23 protein-coding genes, 1 tRNA gene and 2 pseudogenes are annotated in these 24763 nt (G+C 67.7%); 14 read left to right on the top strand and 12 right to left on the bottom strand.

The annotated features are described in order from the left end of the window. Positions 1-4 precede the first annotated feature (4 nt). The 5 genes from EXE46_RS05020 (at position 5) to EXE46_RS05000 (ending at position 4321) form a co-directional block, all read left to right on the top strand. Positions 5-757 carry a hypothetical protein gene (locus tag EXE46_RS05020; RefSeq protein ID WP_137687392.1) on the top strand — a complete coding sequence of 251 codons (753 nt, stop codon included), beginning with the start codon at positions 5-7 and terminating at the stop codon, positions 755-757. Then, complete coding sequence (gene nosD / locus EXE46_RS05015) at positions 747-2234, top strand: nitrous oxide reductase family maturation protein NosD (protein ID WP_137687391.1); 1488 nt, start codon at positions 747-749, stop codon at positions 2232-2234. Before EXE46_RS05020 ends, nosD begins: the two co-directional genes overlap by 11 nt. Further along, positions 2231-3037 carry an ABC transporter ATP-binding protein gene (locus EXE46_RS05010; RefSeq protein ID WP_137687390.1) on the top strand — a complete coding sequence of 269 codons (807 nt, stop codon included), beginning with the start codon at positions 2231-2233 and terminating at the stop codon, positions 3035-3037. The genes nosD and EXE46_RS05010 overlap by 4 nt, the downstream gene beginning before the upstream one ends. Beyond that, positions 3034-4023 (top strand): ABC transporter permease, encoded by a 990-nt coding sequence (locus EXE46_RS05005; protein WP_137687389.1) that lies wholly within the window; start codon positions 3034-3036, stop codon positions 4021-4023. The genes EXE46_RS05010 and EXE46_RS05005 overlap by 4 nt, the downstream gene beginning before the upstream one ends. 67 nt (positions 4024-4090) lie before the next feature. Continuing rightward, positions 4091-4321, top strand: coding sequence for a hypothetical protein (locus tag EXE46_RS05000; protein WP_137687388.1), 231 nt, complete (start codon positions 4091-4093; stop codon positions 4319-4321). Between the two features lie 25 nt (positions 4322-4346). Here EXE46_RS05000 and EXE46_RS04995 read toward each other — a convergent pair whose 3' ends face one another. Next, on the bottom strand, positions 4347-5030 hold the full coding sequence (locus EXE46_RS04995; protein ID WP_241981494.1) for a helix-turn-helix domain-containing protein: 684 nt from the start codon (positions 5028-5030) through the stop codon (positions 4347-4349). Between the two features lie 103 nt (positions 5031-5133). On the opposite strand from EXE46_RS04995, the gene EXE46_RS04990 reads away from it, so the two are divergent. Both EXE46_RS04990 and EXE46_RS04985 read left to right on the top strand, forming a co-directional pair. Next, positions 5134-5499: a DUF2249 domain-containing protein gene (locus tag EXE46_RS04990; protein ID WP_241981493.1), complete on the top strand. Its 366-nt coding sequence runs from the start codon at positions 5134-5136 to the stop codon at positions 5497-5499. A 94-nt stretch (positions 5500-5593) separates the two neighbouring features. Further along, complete coding sequence (locus tag EXE46_RS04985) at positions 5594-6751, top strand: Fic family protein (protein WP_137687385.1); 1158 nt, start codon at positions 5594-5596, stop codon at positions 6749-6751. Positions 6752-6768: 17 nt separating this feature from the next. Here the strand turns inward: EXE46_RS04985 and EXE46_RS04980 are convergent, their stop codons facing one another. Continuing rightward, on the bottom strand, positions 6769-7659 hold the full coding sequence (locus tag EXE46_RS04980) for a DMT family transporter (protein ID WP_137687384.1): 891 nt from the start codon (positions 7657-7659) through the stop codon (positions 6769-6771). Positions 7660-7786: 127 nt separating this feature from the next. Here EXE46_RS04980 and EXE46_RS04975 point away from each other — a divergent pair, with 127 nt between their 5' ends. Further along, on the top strand, positions 7787-8896 hold the full coding sequence (locus EXE46_RS04975) for a radical SAM protein (RefSeq protein ID WP_137687383.1): 1110 nt from the start codon (positions 7787-7789) through the stop codon (positions 8894-8896). A gap of 11 nt (positions 8897-8907) precedes the next feature. Here EXE46_RS04975 and EXE46_RS04970 read toward each other — a convergent pair whose 3' ends face one another. The 4 genes from EXE46_RS04970 to EXE46_RS04955 all read right to left on the bottom strand — a co-directional run bounded on the left by EXE46_RS04970 (position 8908) and on the right by EXE46_RS04955 (position 17155). Further along, on the bottom strand, positions 8908-10269 hold the full coding sequence (locus EXE46_RS04970) for an MFS transporter (protein WP_137687382.1): 1362 nt from the start codon (positions 10267-10269) through the stop codon (positions 8908-8910). Positions 10270-10385: 116 nt separating this feature from the next. Next, positions 10386-13295, bottom strand: coding sequence for an exodeoxyribonuclease V subunit beta (locus EXE46_RS04965; protein WP_137687381.1), 2910 nt, complete (start codon positions 13293-13295; stop codon positions 10386-10388). Further along, positions 13292-15874, bottom strand: a complete 2583-nt coding sequence (locus EXE46_RS04960) for a PD-(D/E)XK nuclease family protein (RefSeq protein ID WP_137687380.1) — start codon at positions 15872-15874, stop codon at positions 13292-13294. The genes EXE46_RS04965 and EXE46_RS04960 overlap by 4 nt, the downstream gene beginning before the upstream one ends. A gap of 90 nt (positions 15875-15964) precedes the next feature. Next, complete coding sequence (locus EXE46_RS04955) at positions 15965-17155, bottom strand: amidohydrolase family protein (RefSeq protein WP_137687379.1); 1191 nt, start codon at positions 17153-17155, stop codon at positions 15965-15967. A 346-nt stretch (positions 17156-17501) separates the two neighbouring features. Here EXE46_RS04955 and EXE46_RS04950 point away from each other — a divergent pair, with 346 nt between their 5' ends. After that, a complete protein-coding gene (locus EXE46_RS04950; protein WP_137687378.1) occupies positions 17502-17732 on the top strand; it encodes a hypothetical protein in 231 nt (76 codons plus the stop codon). 9 nt (positions 17733-17741) lie between these two features. Beyond that, positions 17742-18152, top strand: a pseudogene (locus EXE46_RS04945) (PIN domain-containing protein); the annotation flags it as partial. A gap of 127 nt (positions 18153-18279) precedes the next feature. Here the strand turns inward: EXE46_RS04945 and EXE46_RS04940 are convergent. Both EXE46_RS04940 and EXE46_RS17025 read right to left on the bottom strand, forming a co-directional pair. Further along, positions 18280-19041, bottom strand: coding sequence for an MBL fold metallo-hydrolase (locus EXE46_RS04940; protein ID WP_137687376.1), 762 nt, complete (start codon positions 19039-19041; stop codon positions 18280-18282). A gap of 156 nt (positions 19042-19197) precedes the next feature. Continuing rightward, complete coding sequence (locus EXE46_RS17025; protein WP_199234108.1) at positions 19198-19335, bottom strand: hypothetical protein; 138 nt, start codon at positions 19333-19335, stop codon at positions 19198-19200. Positions 19336-19388: 53 nt separating this feature from the next. On the opposite strand from EXE46_RS17025, the gene EXE46_RS04930 reads away from it, so the two are divergent. Continuing rightward, positions 19389-20669, top strand: a complete 1281-nt coding sequence (locus tag EXE46_RS04930) for an RNA-guided endonuclease TnpB family protein (RefSeq protein WP_137687375.1) — start codon at positions 19389-19391, stop codon at positions 20667-20669. Between the two features lie 49 nt (positions 20670-20718). On the opposite strand, the gene EXE46_RS04925 is transcribed toward EXE46_RS04930, so the two are convergent. After that, entirely contained in the window at positions 20719-21486 is a 768-nt protein-coding gene (locus tag EXE46_RS04925) for a helix-turn-helix domain-containing protein (protein ID WP_137687374.1), read from the bottom strand. Between the two features lie 103 nt (positions 21487-21589). Here EXE46_RS04925 and EXE46_RS17360 point away from each other — a divergent pair. Continuing rightward, positions 21590-21834: pseudogene (locus tag EXE46_RS17360) on the top strand (heavy metal translocating P-type ATPase); the annotation flags it as partial. 20 nt (positions 21835-21854) lie between these two features. On the opposite strand, the gene EXE46_RS04915 reads toward EXE46_RS17360, so the two are convergent. Both EXE46_RS04915 and EXE46_RS04910 read right to left on the bottom strand, forming a co-directional pair. Continuing rightward, positions 21855-22046, bottom strand: coding sequence for a hypothetical protein (locus EXE46_RS04915; RefSeq protein WP_137687373.1), 192 nt, complete (start codon positions 22044-22046; stop codon positions 21855-21857). A 180-nt stretch (positions 22047-22226) separates the two neighbouring features. Continuing rightward, positions 22227-22301, bottom strand: a tRNA-Arg gene (locus EXE46_RS04910). A 330-nt stretch (positions 22302-22631) separates the two neighbouring features. On the opposite strand from EXE46_RS04910, the gene EXE46_RS04905 reads away from it, so the two are divergent. Beyond that, a complete protein-coding gene (locus tag EXE46_RS04905) occupies positions 22632-23231 on the top strand; it encodes a recombinase RecA (RefSeq protein WP_137687372.1) in 600 nt (199 codons plus the stop codon). Positions 23232-23291: 60 nt separating this feature from the next. Beyond that, a complete protein-coding gene (locus EXE46_RS04900; RefSeq protein ID WP_137687371.1) occupies positions 23292-23714 on the top strand; it encodes a CoA-binding protein in 423 nt (140 codons plus the stop codon). Positions 23715-23728: 14 nt separating this feature from the next. Here EXE46_RS04900 and EXE46_RS04895 read toward each other — a convergent pair whose 3' ends face one another. Next, complete coding sequence (locus tag EXE46_RS04895; protein WP_137687370.1) at positions 23729-24709, bottom strand: PLP-dependent cysteine synthase family protein; 981 nt, start codon at positions 24707-24709, stop codon at positions 23729-23731. Positions 24710-24763: the final 54 nt, after the last annotated feature.

The raw sequence follows: 24763 nt of genomic DNA, 5'->3' as shown, positions 1-24763 counted from the left end.
CGCCATGTCCTCGTCGCTCACGCGGCTGACCGAGATCCGACGCGCGCTCCCGCTGGCAGCGGCGGCGCTGCTCGTCGGGGCGCTGCTGGTCCCGATGTGGAAGATCACCCTGACGGCGCCGCAGTACCCCGGTCAGGAGCTGCTCATCGAGCTGTACGCCTACCCGCGTCTGGGCGGCGACTTCGCCGAGGTACAGGGGCTCAACAAGTACGCCGGGTTCCACTACCCCGACCCGGTGTTCGTCGATCCGAACTACGCCGTCAGCGAGGCCGCGATCGACGTCCCCGAGTGGCTGCTCGGCCCGGTCGTGTTCGCTGGGCTCGCCCTGACGGGCGCGTTCGTCGCGTTCGCGCCCACGGCCCGCAAGCTGAAGGCCGGCCTCACGGCGCAGCTCGTCGGGACGATCACCGTCTTCGTGGGGATGTTCGCGTTCATCCAGTACCGGCTCCACCAGGCCGGCCACTCGCTGGACCCGGACGCGCCGCTCCGCGGTATCGAGTCGTTCACGCCGCCGCTGCTCGGTCCGTACGAGGTCGCCAACATAAGCGGGTTCGCGTGGTTCGGTCCCGGCGGGTACATGACCGTCGTCGCGGTCCTGCTGCTCGCGACCGCGTACCTCGCCCGCGATCTCGAAGCGACCGTCGACGAGCTCCCGAGACTGGCCCGCGCCCTGCCCGGCGAGATCCGCGAGCGCGTCGCCGGCGACGACGGCGCCGACGGAGACCGCGATCTCGGAGGGGATGACCATGTCGGATGACCGCCTCGAAGCCGGCTTCCTCGCGGCCGCCTGCGTCGCTGCGGCCGTCGCGGTCGCGCTCGGCGTCGCGCTCCCGGTCGCCGGGTCCGGCGCCGCGAGCGCCGACGCCGCGAACGTCGCTGCGACGGGCAGCGACGCGACGGGTGGCGCCCCGGCCGCTTCCGGGGTCGATATCCCGACCGACTTCGCGGCGACGGGCGTCACCGCGCCGGAGCGCGACGGGACCGCCACCGTCGACGGGGAGTCGTTCGCGTCGGCGCAGGCCGCGGTCGACGCCGCCGAGCCCGGCGGGACGGTCGTCCTCGACGGCCGGTTCGACGAGCGCGTGAACGCCAGCGTCGACGGTCTGCGGCTCGTCGCGGGCGAGGACGGCGCGGTGATCGACGGCGGCGGCGAGGGTCGCGTGCTCACGATCTCCGGGGAGAACGTCACCGTCTCCGGCGTGTGGGTCCGCGGCTCCGGCAGCGACCTCGGCGCCGAGGACGCGGGGGTGTTCGTGGACGGCGCGGGCGCGCGGATCGAGACGGTCCGGATCACCGACACCGCGTACGGGATCTGGGTCGACGGCGTCGACGACGCCGCGATCGCGGACGTACGGATCGACGGTCGAGAGGACGTGTACCCCCGGACCGACCGCGGCAACGGGATCCACCTGTTCGAGACGAGCGGGACCGTCGTCCGCGACAGCGAGATCGCGAACACCCGCGACGGGATCTACTTCTCGTGGGCGACGGACGTGCTCGCCGAGAACAACACGATACGCAACGCGCGGTACGGCGTCCACTACATGTACTCGGACGACAACCGCCTCGTCGACAACGTCGCGGCCGACAACGGCGTCGGCTACGCGCTGATGGTGAGCGAGGGGCTGACGGTCCGGAACAACACCGCCCTCCGCAACGGCGGCACGAGCGGCCATGGGATCTTGGCGAAGGACATCGAGGAGTCGACGATCGCCGGCAATCACCTCGTCGCGAACCGCAACGGGCTCTACCTCTACAACGCGCAGGGGAACCGGCTCGTCGACAACCTGATCTACCGCAACGGGATCGGGGTCCACAGCGCCGCCGAAAGCAACAACGCGGCCGTCGCCGGGAACAGCTTCGTCCGGAACGGGCGGGCCGCCAAGACGGCGCGGAACTCGCTCGTCGCGTGGAACGGCAGCGACCGCGGCAACTACTGGTCCGGCGCGCGGGTGGCCGACCGCGACGGCGACGGCGTGAGCGAGATCCGCCACCGGCCGATCGGGATCGTCGAGAACCTCGTCGCCGAGCACCCGCAGGCTGCGGCGTTCGCGAACAGCCCGGCGTTCGAGGCGGTGCGGCTCGCCGAGAGCTCCTTCCCGGTGGTCGAGACGCCGGGCGTCGTCGACCGCCGCCCGCTCGTCGAGCCGAACCACGACTGGCGCGCGTACGAGGCGGCCGCGACCCGCCCGGGCGCCGCGAACCGAACCGCGGACACGGAGGACACACCATGAGAATCGACGCGACCGACGTGCGGAAGACGTACGGGGACGTGACCGCCCTCGACGGGCTCTCGCTGTCCGTCCCGAGCGGCTCGACGTTCGGGATCATCGGCACCAACGGGGCCGGCAAGTCGACGCTGTTCCGGCTGCTCGTCGGCCACGACCGGCCGGACGCCGGGTCCGTCAGCGTCGGCGGGACCGACGTGACGGAGGACGGGCGCCGGGTCCGCGAGCGCGTCGGCTACCTCCCGGAACACGTCGGCTTCCCCGACGGGCTCACCGGGTGGGAAGTCCTCGGCGTTCACCGCGCGATCCGCGGCCTCCCGACTGACGGGCGGATCGCCGACGCGATCGAGCGAGTGGGCCTGACTCCGGCCGAGGCGGACCGCCGCGTCTCGGGCTACTCGAACGGGATGGGGCGGCGGCTCGGGCTGGCGACCGTCCTGTTGCCCGATCCCGACGTGCTCGTCTTGGACGAGCCGACCGCCGGGCTCGACCCCCGCGGCGTCGACGAGTTCCACGCCATCGTGGAGGAGATCGCGGCCGAGACCGACGCGACAGTGGTGTTCTGCTCGCACGTGCTCGGGGAGGTTGAGCGCCTCTGCGACCGCGCGGCCGTCCTCCACGACGGGCGGGTGCGCGCGGCGGGCCCCGTCGACGAGCTCGCCGCCGCCGATCCCCTCGCCGGCCGGGACGGGGAAGCGGCGACCGGGTCCGGCCGCGAGCGCGACGGGCTGCGCGCGGCGTTCCGCGAGGCGGTCGGCGACGACGCCGCGCGCCGCGGCGAGGTCGACGCCGAGGAGGTGGCGCCATGAGCGACCCGAGCGAGCGGTCCGGGAAGGAGGCGGGGAACACCCGCCCCGACGGGGGACACCCGGACGCCGCGGCCGCGGTCGGGACGCTCGACCGGGAGCCGGACGGCGGGCCGGCCGAGTCGACGGCGACGGCGGCGACCGCCGACGCGGTCGAGACCGAGACGAACGACGGCGCCCGCGACGCACTCCGCCAGGTCTTCGTCGTCGCCGTCACGGAGTACCGGCTCGCGGTTCGGAGCCGGTGGGCGCTCGCGCTGACTGGGCTGTTCGTCGTCTTCGGCGGGGTGATGCTGACGTTCAGCGGCTCCGCGGTCGGTCCGGGTGGCGCCGAGCGCGTCGTCGCGTCGCTGACGAGCCTCGCCGCCTACCTCGTTCCACTGGCGGCGCTCGCGCTCGGCTACGACGCGATCGTCGGCCGCGAGGACGAGGGGTGGCTCGCGGTCGTGTTCTCGCTGCCGGTCCGCCGGAGCGAGGTCGTCGTCGGGACGTACCTCGGCCGGCTGGCGGTGCTCGCGGGCGCGACGCTGCTCGGGTTCGGCTTCAGCGGCGCCCTGATCGTCCGCGAGTTCGGCGTCGGCTCGCTGTCCGCCTTCCTCGGGTTCCTCGGCGGAACCGTCGCGGTCGGCGCCGCATTCCTCGGGGTCGCGCTGCTGCTGTCGACGGTCGCGCGCGAGAAGACTCACGCGCTGGGCGCGGCGCTGCTCGCGTGGGTGTGGTTCGTGCTCGTCCACGACCTCCTCGCGCTCGGCGTCGTCGCGGCGTTCGAGCTGCCGGACGCCGCGCTGTCGGCGCTGGTGTACGCGAACCCGGTGAGCGCGTTCCGCGTGCTCGTCCTGAGCGGGCTCGGCACCACCGCGGGCGGCGGGTTCACCGCGGTCCTCGCCGGGAGCGGGCTCTCGGCGGGCTCGCTGTCGCTCGCGCTCGTCGCGTGGTGTCTCGTCCCCGTCGCGGTCGCGGGGGTGCTCGTGCGTCGCCGTCGGCTCTGATCGCCTCCGGGCGCTTCCGGTTTCGACTCCGTGGGAACTATGGGACTAACGGCCGGAACTGACGGCGATGCCCTCCGAAACGGACGAACGACTCGAATCGATCCGCCGTCTCCTACAGACCGTCGTGTTGCTGCTCGGAGTCGGAGTCGCGGCGCTCGGCGACATCGCCGTGGCGGTCCGCGGCTACGAGACCCTGATACCGACCGTCGCCCGCGCGACCGGAATCGTGGGTGTGATCGCGGTCAGCGTACAGCTCTTCTCCGGGCGATTCCGGACCGAGCCGGAGGAGGCCGAGTGACCAGGAAGAATCCGAAGTCAGCCGGTCACTGAATCCGCTCGATCCCGTCGTCCTCGGGCGACTCGAAGTCGACGGGGCGGCGCGGGAGGTCGTCGACGAACTCCCGGACGATGGTGCGCTCGACGCGCTGGAGCACCTCGCTACACGTGGACTTCGCGATGCCGACGTGGTCGGCCACCTCGGTGAGCGTGGTCTCCCGGGGCACGTCGTAGTAGCCGCGGTCGACCGCCTCGAAGAGGACCTCGCGCTGGCGCTCGGTGAGCGACCCGCCGGGATTGATGCGCTGCTGGACGTACTCGACCTCGAAGTCGGCCCCCACGTCTCGGAGGGCGTCGCCGAACTCCGCGACGCGCCCGTGGTCGCCCGTGACGTCGACGCGCGCGACGCCGTCGCGGATCTCGACGGGCATCTCGATCGGGACGCCCGCCCGGCGCGCGACCGTCTGTAACAGCGGGACGAGCGCCTCGACCTGAACGGTTATCATCCCATCGTCCTCGGCCATCACCGAGGAGTGGGTGATCGTGTCGTGGTCGTCGATCGCGTCGAGGATCGGGTCCGTGTCGTCCGCGGTGATCCGGACCAGCGCGAACCCCGCGCCGTCGTCGGGCGTCGCGGTCAGTACCTGGAACCGCGCGTCCGGGAACTCCCGCGAGACGTCGCCGACCCACGGGCCGTCCGGGATCTCCACGCGGAGGCGTGCCTGTGCCATGCGCGCCCGTTCGGCGCGGGGGTGGAAGTACCTTCGGCTCGGCACGAGCCGCCAGAACATGTTCGTCACAAACGACCCGGGGACCGGGCCCGTACCGTCGGGTATGAGCTCCGAACCCGGCGATCCGACGGCGGTCGAACGGGCGGTGGCCGAGCGGACGGATGCGCCGACGGACGGGGAGACCGTCTCCCTCGACGTGCGAAACCTCGGCCCGCCGAAGCCGCTTCGCGAGACGCTCGAACGCGTCGAAGCGCTCGGCGACGACGACGTGTTGATCCAGTACAACGATCGGACACCCCAGTTCCTCTTCCCGCGGCTCGACGACCGCGGGTACGCGTACGCGACCGTCGAGACCGACGCGACCGACGCGGTCGTGACGGCGATCTGGCCGGCCGACGGCGAAACGGCCGTTTCGGACGAGCGGACCGGCGAGGGTGAGCCGACCGCGGGCGACGTGCCCGCGACCTGAGTAGAATTTGATTTAGAACGCTCTTTAACCCTCAGTGTCCAAATCTGTTTATATCCAATATGGTTAAGGCGCGGTAGACACCAACTAATTCAAAATGAGAGTAGAGGATTTACCACCAGATGCGCCAGGGCACTACCAACAGTCGCATCCACACCCCTACTATATTCCAGAGAAGCTGCCCCTGTCGTCGCCGATCGAGATCGACGAGGATCTCGCGTCGACGATATCGGATGCGATGTTCCAACTCGGACGTATCGACGGGATTAGCCCGACGGTCGATTTCGCACCGGTACTGTATACGTCCCTCCTTCGACTCGAAGCAGTCGAAACGGCGGAAATTGAGGGCGCAGACGTCGAAATGGACGAAGTCTACGCATATCACACACGCCAGAAATCCGGCGATTCCGGGGGCGTGAGCCGCGACTTACAGGAAGTTCTCAACGCCGAGCGCGCACTCAGGGACGGATTTGACGCGATTAAAACAGGTGGATCAATTTCGGTCGGGTTGCTCAAATCGCTCCACGAAATACTACTCGAAGGAGTTCGGAACGAGGGCGACGACGTTGGTGAGTGGCGAGATGATGACGTTCATATTCCGTCGCCGCGTCGGGGGCAGTCCCCGTTTGTTCCACCACCGGCAGACCGCGTCCCGGAACTCATGGATTCGCTTGAAGCATATATTCAGATGGACGGTGAGTATCATCCACTGGTCGACCTTGCGATCACTCACTATCAGTTTGAAACGGTTCACCCCTGCTCGGACGGTAACGGTCGTCTCGGACGCATCTTAATCGTTCTCCAGCTACACGAGGCCGGCTATCTGTCAGATCCGTACCTCTATCCGAGTGCCTACTTTAATCGAAACAAACGGGAGTACGTCGAGACGATGCGTGCGGTTAGCGAAGAAGGCCGCTGGCGCGATTGGATCGCGTTCTTTATCGAGGGTATCGAGGAACAAGCGAAGGACTCCTACGAGCGAACGTTCGAATTACTCGAACTCCGGCGAGAGTACGAAGCGCGATATCCGAACCGAAAGACGAGTCACAAACTCGCCCGGGAACTGTTCGAACTACCGTACTTCACCGCGGACGATATCGCGGACCGATTCGACGTGAGTCGACAGACCGCCTACAATGCGATTGGGGAACTCGAATCGGATGGCCTCGTTGTCGAAGCGACTGGCCAACAGCGAAATCGGGAGTACAAAGCAATCGATATCTTCGACATTCTCGAACGACCGGTACGACGGTAGCAGGGCTACGACACGAACTATGCTCCACGCAGCGTCCGCCACTTCGCTGCGACGAAGCCGGCCAGAATGAAGGCGAACCCCCCGACGGTCGCGGGCGTCACTTCCTGTCCGAGCACGAGCCAGCCCGCCAGCGCCGCGAACACGGGAATCACGTACTCGATGAAGCTCATCTCGATGGGACCGAGATCGTCTAAGAGCGTGAAGTACAGCAGGAAGCCGCCGACGCCGGCGACCGCGGAGAGGTACGCGACGGCGCCGAGCGCGGACGGGGTCCACGCGGCGGTCGCGAACGACTGGCCGGGGAGCGCGAGCACGGCGATGTGAAGTACGGCCGCGCCGACCGCCATCATCCACGCCTGCGTGGAGAGGAACGGCATCGACGGCGAGCGGCTGTGGGCGACGACCGCGGCGACGGCGAATGCGAGCGCGGACGCGAGCACGAGCGCGACACCGAGGACGCTGTCTGCGAGGTTCAAGGGGTCGGGGTCGGCGATGACGACGACGCCGACGAACCCGAGCGCGACGCCGAGCGCGGTGGCGGCGGTGAACTCCTCGTCGGTGGAGACGAGCCGCGTGAGCGCGGGCGTCACAACGGGGACGAGCCCCAACAGCACGGCGGCGACGCCCCCCGTGACGTACCGCTGGCCGGCGAAGAGGAACGCGTGGTGGGCGCCGATGATGAGGGCGCCGCCGACCAGCACGTAGACGTAGTCGTCCCGAGTCCGGGGACGGACGTCCGTACCGGTGGCGAGGACGGCGCCGAACAGCAGTACTGCGGCGACGTCGAATCGCACGGCCGCGAACGGCACCGCGGGGAGGTCCGCGAGGCCGACGTCCGTCGCCATGAACGCCGTTCCCCAGACCGCACACAGCAGCAGGAAGCGGCCGGCCGTCCGGTAGCGACTCATTCACGGGGAGGTCGCCGCCGCCGACGAAGTACCCGTCGAACCGCCTCGGCCGCCGCGCACCGCACCCGCCGGGGAACACGTTCGGGGACGACCCCAAACGGATCGGGATCGTAGCATCGCGCGAGCGATGTTCGACGACCTCGACACGGACCGGCGGCCGCTGGTCCTCGTCTGGGAGGTCACGCAGGCCTGCGGGCTCGCGTGCCGGCACTGCCGGGCCGACGCGCGGCCGCGGCGACACCCCGACGAGCTGACGACGGCGGAGGGGAAGCGACTGCTGGAGGAGGCCGCCGCGTTCGGCGACGGCCAGCTGGTGGTCCTCTCCGGGGGCGACCCGCTCGCCCGCGACGACCTCGCAGAGCTGGTCGCGCGCGGCGACGACCGCGGCCTCCGGATGACGATCACGCCGAGCGGGACCCGCTCGCTCACGCCGGAGCGCGTCCGCGACCTCGGCGACGCGGGGATCGCGCGGATGGCGCTCAGCCTCGACGGCTCGACCCGCGAGCGCCACGACGCCTTCCGCGGCGAGGAGAGCTACGCGGACACGGTCGCGGCCGCGCGCGCCGCCCGCGACGCCGGCATCCCGCTTCAGGTCAACACCACGGTCTGCGCGGACACGGTCGACGACCTCCCCGCGATCCGCGACCGCGTCCGCGAGCTGGGCGCGGTGCTGTGGAGCGTCTTCTTCCTCGTTCCGGTGGGCCGCGGCCGCGTGCTCGACCCGGTCTCGCCCGAGCGCGCCGAGGACGTGATGGCGTGGCTTCACGAGGTGTCCGACGAGGAGCGGTTCGGCGTCAAGACCACCGAGGCGCCGTTCTACCGCCGGGTGGGTATCCAGCGCGCCGAGGAGGGAGCACCTGACGGCGCGGCCCGACGGCGGGGCGGGATCACGGCCGGGCGCGGGTTCGCGTTCGTCAGCCACACCGGCGAGGTGTACCCGTCCGGCTTCCTCCCCGAATCGGCCGGAAACGTCCGCGAGCGGTCCGTCGTCGACGCCTACCGGAACGCCGACCTCTTCGAGTCGCTCCGCGACCCGGACGGCTTCTCGGGGAAGTGCGGCGCCTGCGAGTACCGTCACGTCTGCGGGGGAAGCCGGTCGCGCGCGTACGCCGCGACGGGCGATCCGACCGGCAGCGACCCGCTGTGCCCGTACGTCCCCGAGGGGTACGAGGGCCCGCTCCCGGAGCGACAGCGGGGCGCGGGCGACGACGGCGAGCGCTCCGAGGCGGCGGACTGAGGAACTGAACGTCAGGCGTACGCCTCGAACTCCTCGCCGAACGCGAGGAAGTAGCCGGTGCCGACGACGCCGATGACCGCCGCGACGGTGAACGCGAGTTCGGGGCTGACGAACTCCCACAGGTATCCCCCGACGGCGGCGCTCGGGATCACGACCGCGTTCCGGATCAGGTAGTACGTGCCGGTGACGCGCCCTCCGGCGCCCCGCTCGGCCGGCCCGACGATCAGCGCCTTGTGCGACGGGAGCCCCGCGAACCGCAGCCCCGAGAACGCGAATACGGCGACCATCACGGCCCAGAGCGGGAGCGCGGAGCCCGCGAGCGCCGGCGCGTAGATCAACACGACGGGGAACACCGCGTAGACGGCGAAGCCGACCGCGACGACGGGTTTGAGCCCGACCCGTTCGGCGAGCTTCGAGGCGGGGGCCATGATCAGCAGCGCGACGAGCATCTCGACCCCGAGGAGGTAGCCGAAGAAGGCCTGCGGCGAGAGGTCGACGCCGTACGAGAAGCCGCCGAGCGCGACGGTCGTTTCGAGGCCGACCTCGAAGAACTGGGTGACGACGAGGACGAAGAACACGTACACCATCCCGTTCGCGAACCGCACGAGCGTGTCGCCGACGAGCAGCGGCCGGAGCGGTTCGGGCATCTCGCGGAGGTCCCGCCGAATCTCGTCGAGCCCCGCGAACGAACCGCCGAGGGAGTCGCCGCTCGCGTCGTAGCGGACGTGTTGAACGAGCGTGCCGAGGGCCCCGAAGACCACCGCGACCGCGAGGACGAACCGGAAGCTCTCGGTGAACTCCGCGCGGAGCCCGATGAGGACGGCGGCCACCACCGGGCCGACGAGGAACGCCGTCCGCCGGAACGTCTCCGTGCTGGCGAACCCCGCGGCCAGCCGCGACGGGTCGGTCGCCTGTTTGACGACGGCGAACGTCGCGCCCAGCCCGAACGACTTCCACGCCTGCGCGAGGACCAGCCCGACGAATATCCAGATCCACGGCTCGACGGTGACCGCGGCGACGGTGATCGGGCCGATGCCGGGCGCGACGAGCCAGACGAGGAAGCCGAGCGTCGACAGCAGCCCGAACACCGTCAGCGCGTACCGCGACCCGATCCGGTCGGAGACGGCGCCGCCGGGATACGGGTAGATCGCCGAGATGACGTTGCCGAACGTCCCGAACAGGCCGACGACGAACCCCGAGGCCCCGAGCGCGACCATGTACTCCGGGAGGTACCGGCTCGTCATCTGGAAGCCGAGGCTGAACGCGAACATCGCGAGCGACAAGACGAGGATGTCCCGCTCTAACGCGAAGAACCGCCGGAACGCGTCGAGCGCCCCCGACTCACTCTCCTCGGCCGCGCCGCGGTCGCTCACGCGCCGTCCCCCCGCGTCGCGAGGCGGTCGCGGTCGTCGGCTCCGATCCGGGCCGGCGGTGCGAGGGCGGCGATCATACCCGTCCTCCAGTTCGAGCCGTCAAAAATCCGACCCCGTCACTCGGCGTCCGACTCGGCCGCCCGGACGAGCCCGCGGAGCTCCTCGATCGAGTGCGGCTCGACCCGTTCGCGCGTCCCGTCGCTCGTGTAGAACAGGCTCGCCTCGACCGCCTTCTCGGGGAACCACTCGTCGAGGACGTGGTAGTAGACGCTGAGCTGCTTTCTGTACTCCGGCTGCGCGCGCCGCGTCGAGTCCGTCTTGTAGTCGATCACCTCGACCCGGTCGGTCGTCACGTGGACCAGGTCGACGATCCCCGAGACGGTGACGCGGCGACCGTCGACCTCGATCGGGAGCGTCACCGGCTCCTCGACGTACTTCTCGCCCGACAGCCCGTCGATCAGATCGGCGATCCGTCGCGCATGGGGACGCACGCGGTCGTTCGACGGCGTCACGTCGCCGTCCTCGTCGAGCGCGTACGCCTCCGCGAAGTCGTGGACCTGCGAGCCGAACTCCATCCCCCGCGTCTCCGGCTCCGATTCGACCTCGGGGCCGGCCTCCGGCCGTTCGCCGGTCTCCTCGAACACCGACTCGTCCATCAGCGAGTGCGGGGTGTGTCCGATCGGGCCGTCCCGCGCCGTCACCGAGAACGGCAGCTCCGCGTCGGCGGATTCGCCGCGGTCGACCGGCTCGACCGCCGGCTCGGTCTCCTCGACGGCGACCGGCAGTCCGTCGAGGAACGCGTTCGGGTCCTCGCCGGCCGCGAACACGACGTGATTCTCCGCGCGCGTGACCGCGACGTAGAGCAGCCGCCGCTCCTCGTCGTACGCTCGCGGCAGACAGCGCCTGATGACGTCGTGGCGCCAGTTGTCGTACACGTGTGGGTGGGCTCGCTCCGTCGAGTAGATCTTCCGCCGTCGGAGCCCCACGGGGTCGCGGTACTGGATCACGCTCGACCCGCCGGCGCGCGGCGGGAAGCGCCCCTCGTTCATGTTCGCCACGACGACGATCGGATACTCCAGCCCCTTCGCGGTGTGAATCGTCTGAACGGTCACCGCGTCCTCGCCGGCGGACGCGGTGACGTCGACCGTGCTGCCGGTCTCGATCCCCCGCTCGATGTGTCGGATCACGTCGCCGCGCGTGGCCGTCGTCGAGTCGTGGACGGACTGGACCGTGTGGAGGAGGACGTCCGCGACGTCGCCCGCGAACCCGTAGCGGTCGAGGACGCGACGCGCCACCGCCCCCACCGACGCCAACTCGCGGAGCTCGTCGCGGAACGCCGCCGGCTCGGTCGGATACGACCCCGTCTGTAGCGCGTGATCGATCTCGTCGAGGGCGTACCCGGCTCGTTCGAGTACCACCGCCCAGCCGCGGTCGGCGTCGGATTCGAGGATCCGGAGCCACGCGAGCAGCAGCTTCGCCGGGTCGGTCCGGAACAGCTCGATCCCGCCGTCGTAGGCCATCGGAAAGTCGTACTCGTCGGCGACGTCGAGCAGCTCCCGGCCGTAGTCGCGGGTCCGGGTGAACACCGCGACGTCCCCGTACTCCGGCGGGCGCGGCTCGCCGTCCTCGCCCTCGACGGCGTAGTCGTCGTCGCCGACGATCTGCTGGACCTTCGAGAGGACGGCCGCGTGTTCGTCCTCGTGGCGGACCCCCTCGACGACCGTGTTGTCGAAGGCGGCGTTCGAGGAGAGCTCGACGACGTCGTCGGGATCGGTGTCGACGGCGTCGCCGCTCGTCGCCGGCGTCAGGATCGCCCGCTCGGAGAGGTCGATGACCGACGCCGTCGACCGGTAGTTCTCCCGCAGTTCGATCCGGGTCGGGTCGGCCACGTCGAGCGCGACCCGGTCCGCGTCGTCGTTGAGGTCGGCGGCGAACCGTTCCAGTCGCTCCTCGAATGCCGTGATGTTTCGCACGTCCGCGTACTGGAACGAGTAGATGCTCTGCTTCCAGTCGCCGACGACACAGACGTTGTCCGCCTCGGACAACAGCAGCGCGAGCTTGAACTGGACCTCGCTGGTGTCCTGGAACTCGTCGACCATCACGTACTCGAACTCGGCCGCCTCGCGCACGCGCTCGTCCTCGCAGAGGAGGACGAACGCGAACAGCTGGAGAAAGCTGAAGGAGAGGTAGTTGCGCCGCAGCGCGAACCGGAGGTACTCGACGTACACGTCGTGGACGAACGCCTTGAGCGACTCGCGGTCCTCGTAGAACACCTGCCGCGCCACGTCGTCGTCGAGCCGCTTCGTCCCGCGGCCGCCCCGGAGCGTCGACTTCGACGGCGCGTCCGGACGGTACGATTTGTCCCGGCCGAAGCGGCTCAGGTCCTCGCGCAGCTTCGACTGCTTCCGGCCGTCGTTCCGCGGCCGATTCGCCTCGTCGAACCGCGATTCGAACGCCTCGAAGTCGCCGTCGAGGTGCGCTTCGCCGTTCCGGTACCAGCCGTCCGTCGTCGGGAAGATCCCCTTCGACGCGAGCTCCTCGATGAGATCGAGCAGCTCGTCCGGCCCGGAGAGCGCACGGTAGAAGTCGGCGTGTTCCGGGTGGTCGTCGCGGAACCCGTCGAAGAACTCGCGGAACCGCTCGGCCTCGACCAGCTCGTCCTCGACGATACGGGTGGATCCCGTGATCCGCTCGTCGAGGCCGAGGTGCGTCGGGGCGGCGTACCCGTGTTCTTCGAGCAGCGCGTGGCAGTGCGAGTGGAACGTCCGGATCGGGGCGTCGGCCAGCTCCCGCAGCCCGTAGGCGCTGTGGTCGACGATCCGCTCTTTCATTTCGGTCGCGGCGTTCCGCGTGAACGTCGCCAGCAGCACGTCGTCCGGTTCCACGTCCTGCCGGTCGACGATCCGCCCGTAGCGGCGGGTGACGGCGAACGTCTTCCCCGTTCCGGGCCCGGCGTCGACGAGGTACGTCCCTTCCGTGCTCTCGATGAGTTCCCGCTGCGCGTCGTTCGGCGTCGGCCCGCTCATCGGTCGCCCTCCAACAGCAGGTCGCGGTTGTCCACGCGCCGGTAGTTCGGCTCGCCCGCGAGTCCGTCGACCGGGAATCGCTCCTCGCCCGCCCGTCGGGCGTCGAGTTCGTCGAGGCGCTCGTCGACGAACGACTCGAAGGCGTCCAGGTCCTCGCGGAAGAAGGCCCGCTTTCGAGCGCCGTTGAGCTCGCGGATCGCTTGGTCCGCCCCCTTCTCCGCGTCGACGTCCGCGGCGGTCTCCGCGTCGACGGCGGCGGTGAACGACTCGGCGAACGCCGAGTCACGTAGCTCGTCTCTGTCGGTCGTTTCGGGGAACGTCAGCGGGGAGACGATCGCCTCGTAGGCGGCGAAGCCGAGGTCGTCGAACGTCTCCCGACAGTCGGTGTAGCCGTCGAGCAGCCGGTCGTACGCCTCCCGCGAGCCGACGTACTCGTCGAACGAGCACGGGTGGTAAGTGACCGTCGTGAGCGCGTCGTCGATGTCGGCGTCGCCCGCGATGACGTCGTCCATCGGTTCGAGGAAGTGGAAGAACGTGAACTCCAACCGCTCGTCCGGCCGGACCGTCCGGTAGTAGGTGAGGTACAGCGCCGCCTGGAAGTTCGGCGCGTCGGCCGGCGGATCGACCGCCGCACCGCCGACGACCTGCGACGCTCGCTTCTTCCGCCCGCTCTTGTAATCGAGCAGGTGTGTCGGCGCCCGCACGAGGTCGATTTTCCCCTTGAGGCCGAGGGCGTCGTCCTCGAACCAGCGCTCGGTGAGCGGCGAGTCGACCGGCTCGTCGAAGTGCTCCGCGAAGAAGTTGGTCCCCCACCCCGACGCCGCCGTGAGGAAGTCGTCGGACTCCGGGCCCTCCGCGTCGAGGTACTCGGCGATCAGCTCCAGCCCGATGCGGTACGTCCGGCGTCGGAGCGGCTCGTCGGCGGCCGAGAAGAACGCCTCGGCCTCGGCGAGCATGGCGTCGACGAGCTCGTCGGTGTCGGCCGCCGCGACGGCGTCGGGATGGTTCACGTAGAACTCCGCGAAGTCGTGGAAGAGGTTCCCCTCGACGAACCGTTCTTGGTCCGGAGCGTCGAGGAGCCTGCCGAAGAGGTAGTCCCGCGGGCTGTTGACGTAGCTGTTCAGGGCGGACTGGCTGACCGACTCGACCGGCTCGGGGTCCGTCCCGGTCGGTCGGCGGTCGAAGCCGGTGCCCGTCGACCGCGGTCGCCGGCGGTGTACGACCGAGTCGAGGTCGCTGAAGCGCTCGAACTCCTCGTCGAGGAGGTCGCCGAGGTACAGACACGGGGTGATCGGCTCCCCGCCGGCGGCGTCACGAACGAGGTAGTACCGGCTGTCGCCGCTCTGGAGCAGGCGCTGGAAGCCCCCGACGTAGCGCTCGAACTGCGCCTCGGTGTCCACCCACGGCCGCTGCGGCGCCGAGTGCGTCCACGCCTCGTCCATGCCGAGGTGGAAGACGACGGGGCGGTCCACGTAGGCAGAGGACTTCGCGTCGGCGAGCAGGACGCCCTCGTTCTCCCTGTCGACCGGGACCTCGTAGGTCCGGAGGTAGAATGCGAGGCGGTCGACCCCCTCGGCCGTCACGGGGTCGTCGGCGATCCCGAGGCGCCGCAGCTCCTCGTCGAAGCGAGTCAGGTCGACGCCGGCCTCGCGCTCGTACGCCCCGAGCGCCTCCGCGAAGCTCCGGTCCTCGACGGCGTCGCGGAACGCCCGCAGCCACTCCGGACCGGGTCCGTCGGCGGCCGCGAGATGCCGATCCCGGTCGGCTATCGGCGCGTCGAACCCCGCCCGCGTGAGGATCGAGGCGGCGTCGCCGACGGTCGTTTCGGGCCCCCGGAAGCAGAGCCGGAGGAGTCGCACGAACGCCCGGTGGTGCGGGTCGTCGGCGAAGCCCGGACCGCCGTAGAAGGGGACGTCCGCCGCTTCGAGCGCGGACTCGACGAGCGAGGAGTACCGGCTTCCGGCGTCGAGGACGACGGCGACGCGGTCGGCGTCGCCGGCCGAGACCGCGTCGAGGAGCGCGCCCACGATGTCGGTCGTCGACTCGAAGACGTGAAACGGCGGGTGATCGAACGCGTCGTCGGCGAAGGGGTCGACGCGGTCGAACGCGTCCGGGAGGACGCTCCGCTCTAGGGCGGTCAGTTGGTCGTAGCCGACGACGGCGACCGACCGGTCGTCGTCGATCGCGTACTCGGAGAGGCGCTTCGAGGTCGTCCGGAGCGTCCGCATGCGCTCGACGACGTCGCGGGTCACGTCGTCGACGTAGGCGTCGTACGACAGGATCGCGTCGAGGCTCCCGCGGTGTTCCCAACACTGGAGGACGTTCCCGACGGCGTACGCGACCGCCGTCCAGTCGTGGTCCGTCCGTTCGACGAGTTCGAGGAAGGCGAGGCGGTCCTCGGCCTGCTCGCGCCGGCCGGCGGCGAGGCGGCGCGGCGTGGTCGCGAACGTCCCGAACTGCGGGCGATCGAGACGGCGGTTGATCGCGCTCGCGAGCGCGGCGTCGGGGGTCACGACGAGGTCGTACTCCGCGACCTCCGCGTAGAGCGAGTCGACGGCTTTCGCGCGGCGAATGGGCACGACTACGCGAGATACGGACGAGCGACTAAAAGATAGCGGGGCGGGCGCTCGGCCGGCTCGGAGAACCGACCGCAGTCGCCGACGCGCCGGCTACCAGTCGTACTCGTCGCGGGGATCGACCGCGTCGCGCTCGCGGTCAAAGACGTGCTCGCCGTCGACGAAGACGTGTCGCGTCCGACTGTCGTTCTCGTAGAAGACCCCGTCCCAGACCGCCACGTCGGCGTCCGTGCCGACCGCCAGCGTGCCGACGCGGTCGTCGATGCCGAGGATCTCGGCCGGGTACCTCGTGACCGCCTCCAGCGCCTCCGACTCGGGGAACCCCTCGCGGACCGCGAGCCCGACGCAGACGTCGAGGTGCTGTTGCGGGAGCACGGGGGCGTCCGTCTGGATCGCGACCTTCACGCCGGCCTCGCGGAGGATCGCCGGCGTCTCGAAGGTGATGTTGCGGAGCTCGTACTTGGCGCCCGAGTACAGCGACGGGCCGACGATCGCGGGCACGTCCCGCTCCGCGAACTCCTCGGCTATCAGGTGTCCCTCCGTCGCGTGTTCGATAGAGAGCGACTCGATCCCGAACTCCTCGGCGATCCGAAAGACGGTCATGATGTCGTCCGAGCGGTGCGCGTGAACGCGGAGCGGAAGCCCCTCGGTGAGGACGCGAGAGAGGTTCTCCATGCCGAGGTCGCGCTCGAACGGTTCGCCCTCGTTGCGGGCGTGTTCGCGCCGGTCGACGTAGTCTTCGGCCTCCATCAGCGCCGACCGGAGCGTGGCCGCGACGCCGGGACGCGTCGAGGGCTGGCGCCCCTGCTCCTCGCCGTGGAAGCGCTTCGGGTTCTCGCCCATCGCGGCCTTCATCCCGTCTTCGCGGATCAGCATGTCGTCGGCGGTCAGCCCGTGGGTCTTCATCGAGCAGATGATCCCGCCGATCACGTTTCCGGACCCCATCCGCGCCGAGACGGACGTCACGCCGTTCTGGAACGCGTGTTTCAGCTCCTCGTCGCGCGGGTGGAACCCGTCGAGGGCGTTGACGTGCGGCGTGACCGCCGAGGTGCCCTCGTTGACGTCGCCGTCCTCCGGCTCGCCCCACTCCGCCATGCCGGCGTGGCTGTGGGCGTCGACGAGCCCCGGCGTGACGTGGTGGCCCGAGACGTCGATCACGGTCGCCTCCTCGGGCGGGTCACCGTCCTCGACGGAGACGATTTCGCCGTCGTCGATGACGACGGTCGCGTCGATCGTTCCCCGCTCCGTTGCCGTGTGGACGGTCCCGCCGACGAGCGCGTACATGAAACGGCGTTCGCCTGCGAGGTATTAAACGGTTCAGGAGGCGGACAGCAGGGGTTCCCCCCGAGTCGGTCGGACCCATCGCCCGACTCGAAGGGGCCGCGATCGATGACGCACTGAATCCGATTTCAGGGACGCGCTCGGGGACGAACTACCCCGCCGATTCCACGCCGTAGCGAGCCAATACAGTAGAATACCCCGAGTCGTGAAATGCTCGATGGGGAAGTGGGCACTACAGGCTCCGGTTCGACTGTCGAACGGATCGACCTTTCGGGTGTGAGGCGGCCGAATTCGAACGCTGTCAGACACACCGAAAGACACAGTAATCTGTGTGCTCATAGATTCATGTATGCCCAGTATCACGGTCAACGTGGACGACGACCTCAAACAGCGCATGGAGAACCACCCCGAAATCAACTGGAGTGAGGTTACGCGGCAGGCTATCCAAGAGAAGGTTGAGACGCTGGAAGTGCTGGACGAACTCACCGCCGAGAGCGAACTTACCGAAAGCGACGTGCAGGAGATCGCCGACAAAATCAACGAGAGTGGACGCAAGCGCGTTGACGAGGAGTCGGCGTAGAAACGACGAATGAAGCTGGTCATCGACGCCAACGTCGTCATCTCCGCACTTATCGCCGATTCGAAAACACGGGAACTTATCGTCACACTCGAACCGGACCTCCTGACGCCCGCGTTCGTCTACGACGAAATCGAGAACTACGAGGACCTGATCGTGGAGAAGTCCGGGATGGAATTGGACCGCGTCGAACAGTTCATCGATCTCCTCTTCCAGTACCTCGAGATCGTCCCAGCCGACGATTTCTACCCGGCTATCGAGCGCGCAGACGACGCAATCGGCGACACTGACCCCGACGATGTGCTCTACCTGGCGTGTGCGATTGCCCAAGATGCGGCCATCTGGAGTGACGACACTGACTTCGACGAACAGCGCCTGGTCGAGGTGTATTCGACGAGCGACGTGATCGACTCGTTCGATACGCTCCAGCCTGTCGGTCCCTCCTCAGTTTCTAAGTACAGACCGCGAATGCAGCACGTCGCTGCACCGAGAGTGAGGTTTGATTACTACAGCCTACAGGCTACCAAACCCGCACACAACTGAAGTCCCGCTACAGGGAGATACGATCTCCATCCTCGGGCACGAGCACATTCTCCGTCTCTGCTTCCAATTCCTCCCGCGAGAGCAGACAGTGATTGATCGCTTCCATGTGGACGACGGCGACGATCGCGTCCGCCGCCTCGCGGACGGCAGTGATGTCCTCGACGCCCATCGTGATGGGTTCGCCCTGATCGAACTGTGCTTCGCCACCGTTGAGCACGACCATATCCGGTTCGAACTGGTCGAGCGTCTCTTTGACCGGGTCGTACCAGATCGTGTCGCCGGTGATGTACAGCGTTCTGTCACCCTCGAAGACGAACCCGGAAACCGGTCCCATCCCTTCGGCGAGGTCGCCGTGGCCGTGCTGGCCGGGCGTCCGGTGAACCGTCACGCCTTCGAAGGACGCTTCATCCTCGACAGGCCGCACGTCGGTGAATCCTTCCTCACGAAACCCGTCTGTTTCCTCGGGCTGGCAGAACAGCGGAACCTCCGCGTCGAGTTTCTCAACGGCTGCCGGGTCCCAGTGGTCGGGGTGGCGGTGCGTGACGACCACGGCGTCGTAGTCGATCTCGACGTCCGGCAGCTCCACCAGCGGGTTCCGCTTCTGGTTGGCCGTCGTGAGGAACTCCGGCACTCCAGGACTCTCTGTCACCGTCGGCAGCTCGCCTTTCGGGGTGAACATCGGGTCAACGAGGAACGTGGTGTCATCGACCGTCGCAAGCACGGTCGCGTTTCGCACGAGTTGTACGCTAATCTCTGAGTCGCTTGTCATACACCTGTTCTTGGGGCGTCGACTGGTTACGACTTACTTCGAAATATTCCAAACGGCCATCCCGGTATGGTGGAGACTACCTGAATCAAGGAGAGAGTCCCGCCGTTCACGGCGGGCGTGAATCCGACACTCCACGGCACAAACCACGTTCGACGCTTATTCAGGGGTATCCTCTCTGACTTTCTTCTCTCCTTCGAGGAGTAAGCCCTTCCACGTCAATCCACGGCGCTTCTTCAATTCCTTCAGTCGTTCGTACTGTTCGTCGTCGTCAAACTCGATGCGAATTGCAACCATACAATATCACATGAACGGAATAATTATGTGCGTTATGATATACTATGTAGTCGATGAAGCGAGCCAACACGTTCGACGTGATTCCGCAGTCCCCAGAGGACGAGGAGTTGCTTCGGCGGCTGTTGGACGCTTCTGCCGCTCTCTGGAACGAAATCAACTATGAGCGCCGCGAGAACTATGCTGACCCAGATGGAGACGTATGGGATATCAGCGAGTATCGCGGTCGCTACAGCGGTGTTCTCGGTGCGTCCACGGTTCAGCAGATTGAGCGCAAGAACCGCGAAGCGTGGAAGTCGTTCTTCAGCCTCAAGAAGAAGGGAGAAGCGAACGGCAAACCCGGATTCTGGGGCAACTCGGAAGACGGGAGAGAACTCCGCACGTACATCCGCAACACGTCGTACTCCGTTGAGTGGGGCGAATACTCCCGCCTCGAAATCCTCGTCGGTAAAGACCTGAAAGATGAGTACGGGCTGGGACACCGCGAACGCCTCCGACTTGAAGTCCGTGGTGACCCAAACTGGAAGGAGTACGAGAAGCAAGGCCGGTTGGAGTTGTTCTACGACGAGCAAGCACAATCATTCAGGGCCTTTCAGCCAGTCACAATCAGTGAAGACCATTCTCGGCTGGCACAACCACTGGCTTCGGAAGAAGCCGCTCTGGACATCGGTGCGAACAACCTCGTCGCCTGTACAACCACAACCGGGCAACAACTCCTGTACGAAGGACGTGACCTGTTCGAGCGGTTCCGTGAGACGACGCGAGAAATAGCACGTCTCCAATCACTCTTGGAAGACGGTCGATACAGCAGTCACCGCATCCGACGCCTGTACGACCGGCGCACCAAGCGACGTGATCACGCTCAAGACGCACTCGCCCGTGACCTCATCGAACGCCTGTACGACGAGGGTGTTTCGACAGTGTACGTTGGAGCGTTGACGGATGTACTGGAAACGCACTGGTCGGTGGAGACGAACGCGAAGACGCACAATTTCTGGGCGTTCCGGGCGTTCGTGAATCGACTGGCGTGTACTGCTGAAGAATACGGTATGTCGGTCGAGGTTCGGTCTGAGGCGTGGACGAGTCAGGAGTGTCCGAACTGCGGTTCAACAGAGGATACGACGCGCCACCACGACACGCTAACGTGTCCGTGTGGATTCGAGGGGCACGCCGACCTCACGGCGTCAGAAACGTTCCTGAGGCGGCAGACGACGGTAACACGGTCGATGGCACGGCCTGTATGCCTCAAGTGGGACGACCATAATTGGTCAGAGTCACCACGCTCAGTTCCCAACGAGGAGCATACGAACCCGCAAGTTGCCTCCGTGGGCCGGTAAGCGATACCCCCAGCGTGAGGAAACCCCGGCGTTCACGCCGGGGAGGATGTCATTGGATGAACTCGACGTCTCCGAGGTCGAGTGGCGTGTCGATATCGACGGTCATCGAGTCGGCGGCGAACTGTTCGGCGAGCCAGGCCTCCGCGCGATTCAACCGGTACTGTAGCGTCGAACCCGGCACGCCGATCTCGTCGGCTATCTCGGCGACTGAGGCCTCTCGCGGCTCCTCGTAGTAACCGTGTTTGAGGGAAGCTTCCAGCGCCGACGATTGCTCCGGCGTCAGCGCATTCTGTACCCGCCCGTCTTCGCGTAGACACGGCGGCTCGCCCAGTCGTTCGACCGTGAGTGAGAGCCCATCGCGGAGGTTCGAACGGATATCGTCGTGGAGGTCACCAATCGAACCGTCTGTGAGAAGGTGCCAGCGGAACTGGTCGCCTCGCCGTCCGGACCGCATAACCAGCCCGTCCCCGAGGTGCTCGGCGGCCGCAATCGGAATCGACCGCGGACCGTCGCCTTCCCGACAGAGCGAGTAGATCTTCCGTGATTCCGGGTTCGATGACAGCACCTCGTACTGATACTCGGTAATCGGAGCACCACACATCCCGGTCAGGGTCGAATCGTCGGCGAGCTGTTCCAAACGGTCGTCGTACTCATTGAGGACGGCTGTCGGTCCGACGACCTTCTCGATGCCCCAGACGGTCTCGCTGGTCGCGTTCACTTCCATCGACCGGGCGGACAAATCCGGATGCCCGATAAAGAGGTCCATCACCGCGTCGGCCCCCCGCTCGTACTCGACGGTGAACACAACCTCACGCATGTGCGTAGTATCGTGTCCGGCCGGGATAACTACAAGGAATCGGCCTGTCACCGGTAGACAGAGCAATCGAGGGGCCGGCGAATTTGATACTGATACAGGGGTCGCCGACCGCATCCTGCCCCGCGACGATCCGGTGGACGCCGCGAAGGCGATCCGCATCTCGGATGCGACCCTCGTGAAGATCGAGCGGAATCACCTGTGGGCACTACGCTACAACGCGGCTATGATCCCGCTGGCCCCGCTCGGCTTCCTCCAACCGCTACTCGCTGCCGGAGCGATGCGTTCTCAAGCGTGTCGGTACTGTCGAACAATCCACTGTTCCGTCGGTACACGCCCGATTCCGACTAGAAGTTGCTCGGCCGCCTCCGCTAAAATCTCTCCCCCCTCTTGACGTCTTTCCCGGCCGCGCTCCCCTCGCAGATCCGGACCCACGAGTCGCACCCGGGGCACCGGTACGCGAGTTGATCCTCGTCGCCGTGAACGCGACGGAAGTCGCTCGGGACGTGCGCGCCGCACCCCCGGCAGACGCCCGGGTCCGCGGCGTCGATCCGGAGCGCCATCATCCGAGGATCACCCCGAACTTGGCGGACCCGATCGCCCGACGTGAGGGGGCCGCGATCCGTGGCGTACTCAACCCGATTCGAGACGGCTTCTCGCGAGTCGGCGTATCTGCCGTGTTCGCGGAGAAGGGAGCATCTACGGCGCGTTCGCTGTTAGTCCCGAGACGGTCGGTGAGTAAGTGGGCGCTACAGGATTTGAACCCGTGGCAACTTGGTCCGAAGCCAAGCACTCTGTCCAAACTGAGCTAAGCGCCCGTGTTCCGACGTACTTCCGAGAGGATGTTAAGTCCCGCGATTCGAAATCGCCGCCGCGCAGTCCGTCGTTCCGCGTCCAATCACCGCCGCAATCAATCTATCCGTATGACACGTTCTCCCGCTCCGACGTCGCGGGGTGCCGATCCCGTGGCGGATACACGGGCTGAAACGGCCCGCGACCGCGCGGAGGAGTACCGCGGCCTCACAAGGGGCGATCAAAAAGAATATTATTCGGAGCGGGCATGTTTCGGTAGTAGATGTGTCCTGGTCGCACGGCCTCGCAGCCGAACGAGTGGCCCGCGCCGACGTCGTCGCCCCCGAGGTGCGTCCATGTATGAGTTGACGCCGCAGTTCGACGCCGAGGTCGATCCCGGGACCAACATCCTGTTAACCGGCCCCCCGCTCAGCGGGAAGCGGTCGATCATGATGGACGTCCTCGCCGCGGGGACCGACCGCGACGAGGGCGCCATCGTCGTCACCACGAAGGACGGCGCCGATCGCGTCCTCCGCGACTACGAGAAGCGGACGCCCTACGAGGGCAAACCCGTCGCGGTCGTCGACTGCGTCACCCGTCAGCAGGGCGGCGAGACCCGCGAGTCCGACCGGATCAAGTACGCCTCCTCGCCGGTGGACATGACCGGTATCGGGATCAAGCTCTCCGAGTTCCTCCAGGCGTTCGGCGATCGCGGGATCGACCGGAACCGCGTGATGGTCCACTCGCTGTCGACGCTGTTGATGTACTCCGACCTCCAGACGGTGTTCCGCTTCCTCCACGTGTTCACCGGCCGAGTCCAGAGCGTCGACGGGCTCGGGCTGTACAGCATCGACTCGACGGCCCACGACGATCAGGCGATGAACACGCTAAAGCAGCTGTTCGACGGGATCGTCACCGTCCCCGAGGACGGCGAGCCCGAACTCCGGCTCCCCTGACCCGGGCCCCACGGGCGAGCGACCCTACAGCTTAATCGGCCGGCGACCGAATCGGGAGCTATGCCCATCACGGACGACGCCGGACTCGACCGCCTGCTCGACGCGGAGACGATCGCCGTCGTCGGCTGCTCGACGACGGCCGGGAAGGCCGCCCACGACGTGCCCGCGTACCTCCAGAATCAGGGGTACCGCGTGATTCCGGTGAACCCGTTCGCGGACGAGGTGCTCGGCGAGCCGGCGTACGACGCGATCGGCGACGTCGAGGAGGCGATCGACCTCGTGGACGTCTTCCGGCCCAGCGAGGAGGTGCCGGAGATCGTCGACGCCGTCCGCGAGCGCCACGCCGAGCGGGGAGACGCCGGCGCGGTGTGGCTCCAGCTCGGCATCACTCACGACGAGGCGGTCGCGGCCGCGGAAGCGGACGGACTCGACGTGGTCCAAGACCGCTGTCTCAAGGTCGAACACGGTCGTCTGCGGGGCTAACCTCGATAGACACCCTACCCTTCCCACTCCTCGAAGCTACGGTAGACGCCCTTCGAGAGGTATCGCTCGGAAGAATCCGGAAAGACGGTGACGACGGCGTCGTGCGGGGCGTCGATCTCGCCGTCGCGGATCCCGCGGGCGACCCGCTTCGCCGCGAGCGCGTTCGCGGCCGACGAGGAGGCGGCGAGGTGGCCCTCCTCGGCGGCGAGCCGGCCCATCTCCGCGTGGACCTCGCGGTCGTCGATCGCCCAGATGTCGTCGACGAGGTCGGGGTCGAACAGCTCGTTGGTGTCGATGTCGTGCGTGCCGATCCCCTCGGTCTTGTACGCCTCGTGGTCGACGTCCTCGCCGAGGAACTCGCGGTACGCGGAGCCCGCGGGCTCGACCGCGGTGACGTGGGTGTCCGGGTCGCGCTCGCGGAAGTAGCGGGCGATCCCCATCAGCGTGCCGCCGGTGCCGCAGCCGGCGACGACCGCGCCCACCTCGCCGTCGAGCGCCTCGTCGATCTCCGGCGCGGTCGTCTCGTAGTGCGCCTCCGCGTTGAGTGGGTTCGAGAACTGCTGGGGGACGACGGCGTCGTCGAGCTCGTCGGCGATCTGGTGGGCGCGCTCGATCGCGAATCCCATCCCGTCGTCGCTCGGCGTGTTGACGACCTCCGCGCCGAGCGCGCGCATGATCTGCTGTTTCTCCACGGAGAAGCGCTCGGGGACCACGAAGACGGCGTTCAGCCCCAGCTGCTTGGCCGCGACGGCGAGCCCGATCCCGGTGTTGCCGGCGGTCGGCTCGATCACGGTGCCGCCCTCGCCGACGTCGCCGCGCTCCAGCATCCGTTCGAGCATGTATTTCCCGATGCGGTCCTTGATGCTCGCGCCGGGGTTGAACGACTCCAGCTTGGCGTACACGGGCACCGCCTCCGGCGCGTCGTGGACCTCGACGAGCGGCGTCTCCCCGATCGTCTCCAACACCGACGACAGGGGCTCCCGATGATCGGTCATGGCGCGGCAAAGGTTGCCGCGGGATTTGTGTGTTGCCATCGACTCCGCCGGTTC

Source organism: Halorubrum sp. GN11_10-6_MGM (genome assembly GCF_005435165.1).
In the GTDB taxonomy this organism is placed as follows: domain Archaea; phylum Halobacteriota; class Halobacteria; order Halobacteriales; family Haloferacaceae; genus Halorubrum.
Note: the sequence above shows the minus strand (reverse complement) of the source record. Positions and strands in the feature narration are given on the sequence as shown.

Bases quoted from the DNA above. Each gene is read 5' to 3' on its own strand.
- EXE46_RS05020 (WP_137687392.1), top strand. From the start codon at position 5: ATGTCCTCGTCGCTCACGCGGCTGACCGAGATCCGACGCGCGCTCCCG.
- nosD (WP_137687391.1), top strand. From the start codon at position 747: ATGTCGGATGACCGCCTCGAAGCCGGCTTCCTCGCGGCCGCCTGCGTC.
- EXE46_RS05010 (WP_137687390.1), top strand. From the start codon at position 2,231: ATGAGAATCGACGCGACCGACGTGCGGAAGACGTACGGGGACGTGACC.
- EXE46_RS05005 (WP_137687389.1), top strand. From the start codon at position 3,034: ATGAGCGACCCGAGCGAGCGGTCCGGGAAGGAGGCGGGGAACACCCGC.
- EXE46_RS05000 (WP_137687388.1), top strand. From the start codon at position 4,091: ATGCCCTCCGAAACGGACGAACGACTCGAATCGATCCGCCGTCTCCTA.
- EXE46_RS04995 (WP_241981494.1), bottom strand. From the start codon at position 5,030: ATGGCACAGGCACGCCTCCGCGTGGAGATCCCGGACGGCCCGTGGGTC.
- EXE46_RS04990 (WP_241981493.1), top strand. From the start codon at position 5,134: ATGAGCTCCGAACCCGGCGATCCGACGGCGGTCGAACGGGCGGTGGCC.
- EXE46_RS04985 (WP_137687385.1), top strand. From the start codon at position 5,594: ATGAGAGTAGAGGATTTACCACCAGATGCGCCAGGGCACTACCAACAG.
- EXE46_RS04980 (WP_137687384.1), bottom strand. From the start codon at position 7,659: ATGAGTCGCTACCGGACGGCCGGCCGCTTCCTGCTGCTGTGTGCGGTC.
- EXE46_RS04975 (WP_137687383.1), top strand. From the start codon at position 7,787: ATGTTCGACGACCTCGACACGGACCGGCGGCCGCTGGTCCTCGTCTGG.
- EXE46_RS04965 (WP_137687381.1), bottom strand. From the start codon at position 13,295: ATGAGCGGGCCGACGCCGAACGACGCGCAGCGGGAACTCATCGAGAGC.
- EXE46_RS04955 (WP_137687379.1), bottom strand. From the start codon at position 17,155: ATGTACGCGCTCGTCGGCGGGACCGTCCACACGGCAACGGAGCGGGGA.
- EXE46_RS04950 (WP_137687378.1), top strand. From the start codon at position 17,502: ATGCCCAGTATCACGGTCAACGTGGACGACGACCTCAAACAGCGCATG.
- EXE46_RS04940 (WP_137687376.1), bottom strand. From the start codon at position 19,041: ATGACAAGCGACTCAGAGATTAGCGTACAACTCGTGCGAAACGCGACC.
- EXE46_RS17025 (WP_199234108.1), bottom strand. From the start codon at position 19,335: ATGGTTGCAATTCGCATCGAGTTTGACGACGACGAACAGTACGAACGA.
- EXE46_RS04930 (WP_137687375.1), top strand. From the start codon at position 19,389: ATGAAGCGAGCCAACACGTTCGACGTGATTCCGCAGTCCCCAGAGGAC.
- EXE46_RS04925 (WP_137687374.1), bottom strand. From the start codon at position 21,486: ATGCGTGAGGTTGTGTTCACCGTCGAGTACGAGCGGGGGGCCGACGCG.
- EXE46_RS04915 (WP_137687373.1), bottom strand. From the start codon at position 22,046: ATGGCGCTCCGGATCGACGCCGCGGACCCGGGCGTCTGCCGGGGGTGC.
- EXE46_RS04905 (WP_137687372.1), top strand. From the start codon at position 22,632: ATGTATGAGTTGACGCCGCAGTTCGACGCCGAGGTCGATCCCGGGACC.
- EXE46_RS04900 (WP_137687371.1), top strand. From the start codon at position 23,292: ATGCCCATCACGGACGACGCCGGACTCGACCGCCTGCTCGACGCGGAG.
- EXE46_RS04895 (WP_137687370.1), bottom strand. From the start codon at position 24,709: ATGACCGATCATCGGGAGCCCCTGTCGTCGGTGTTGGAGACGATCGGG.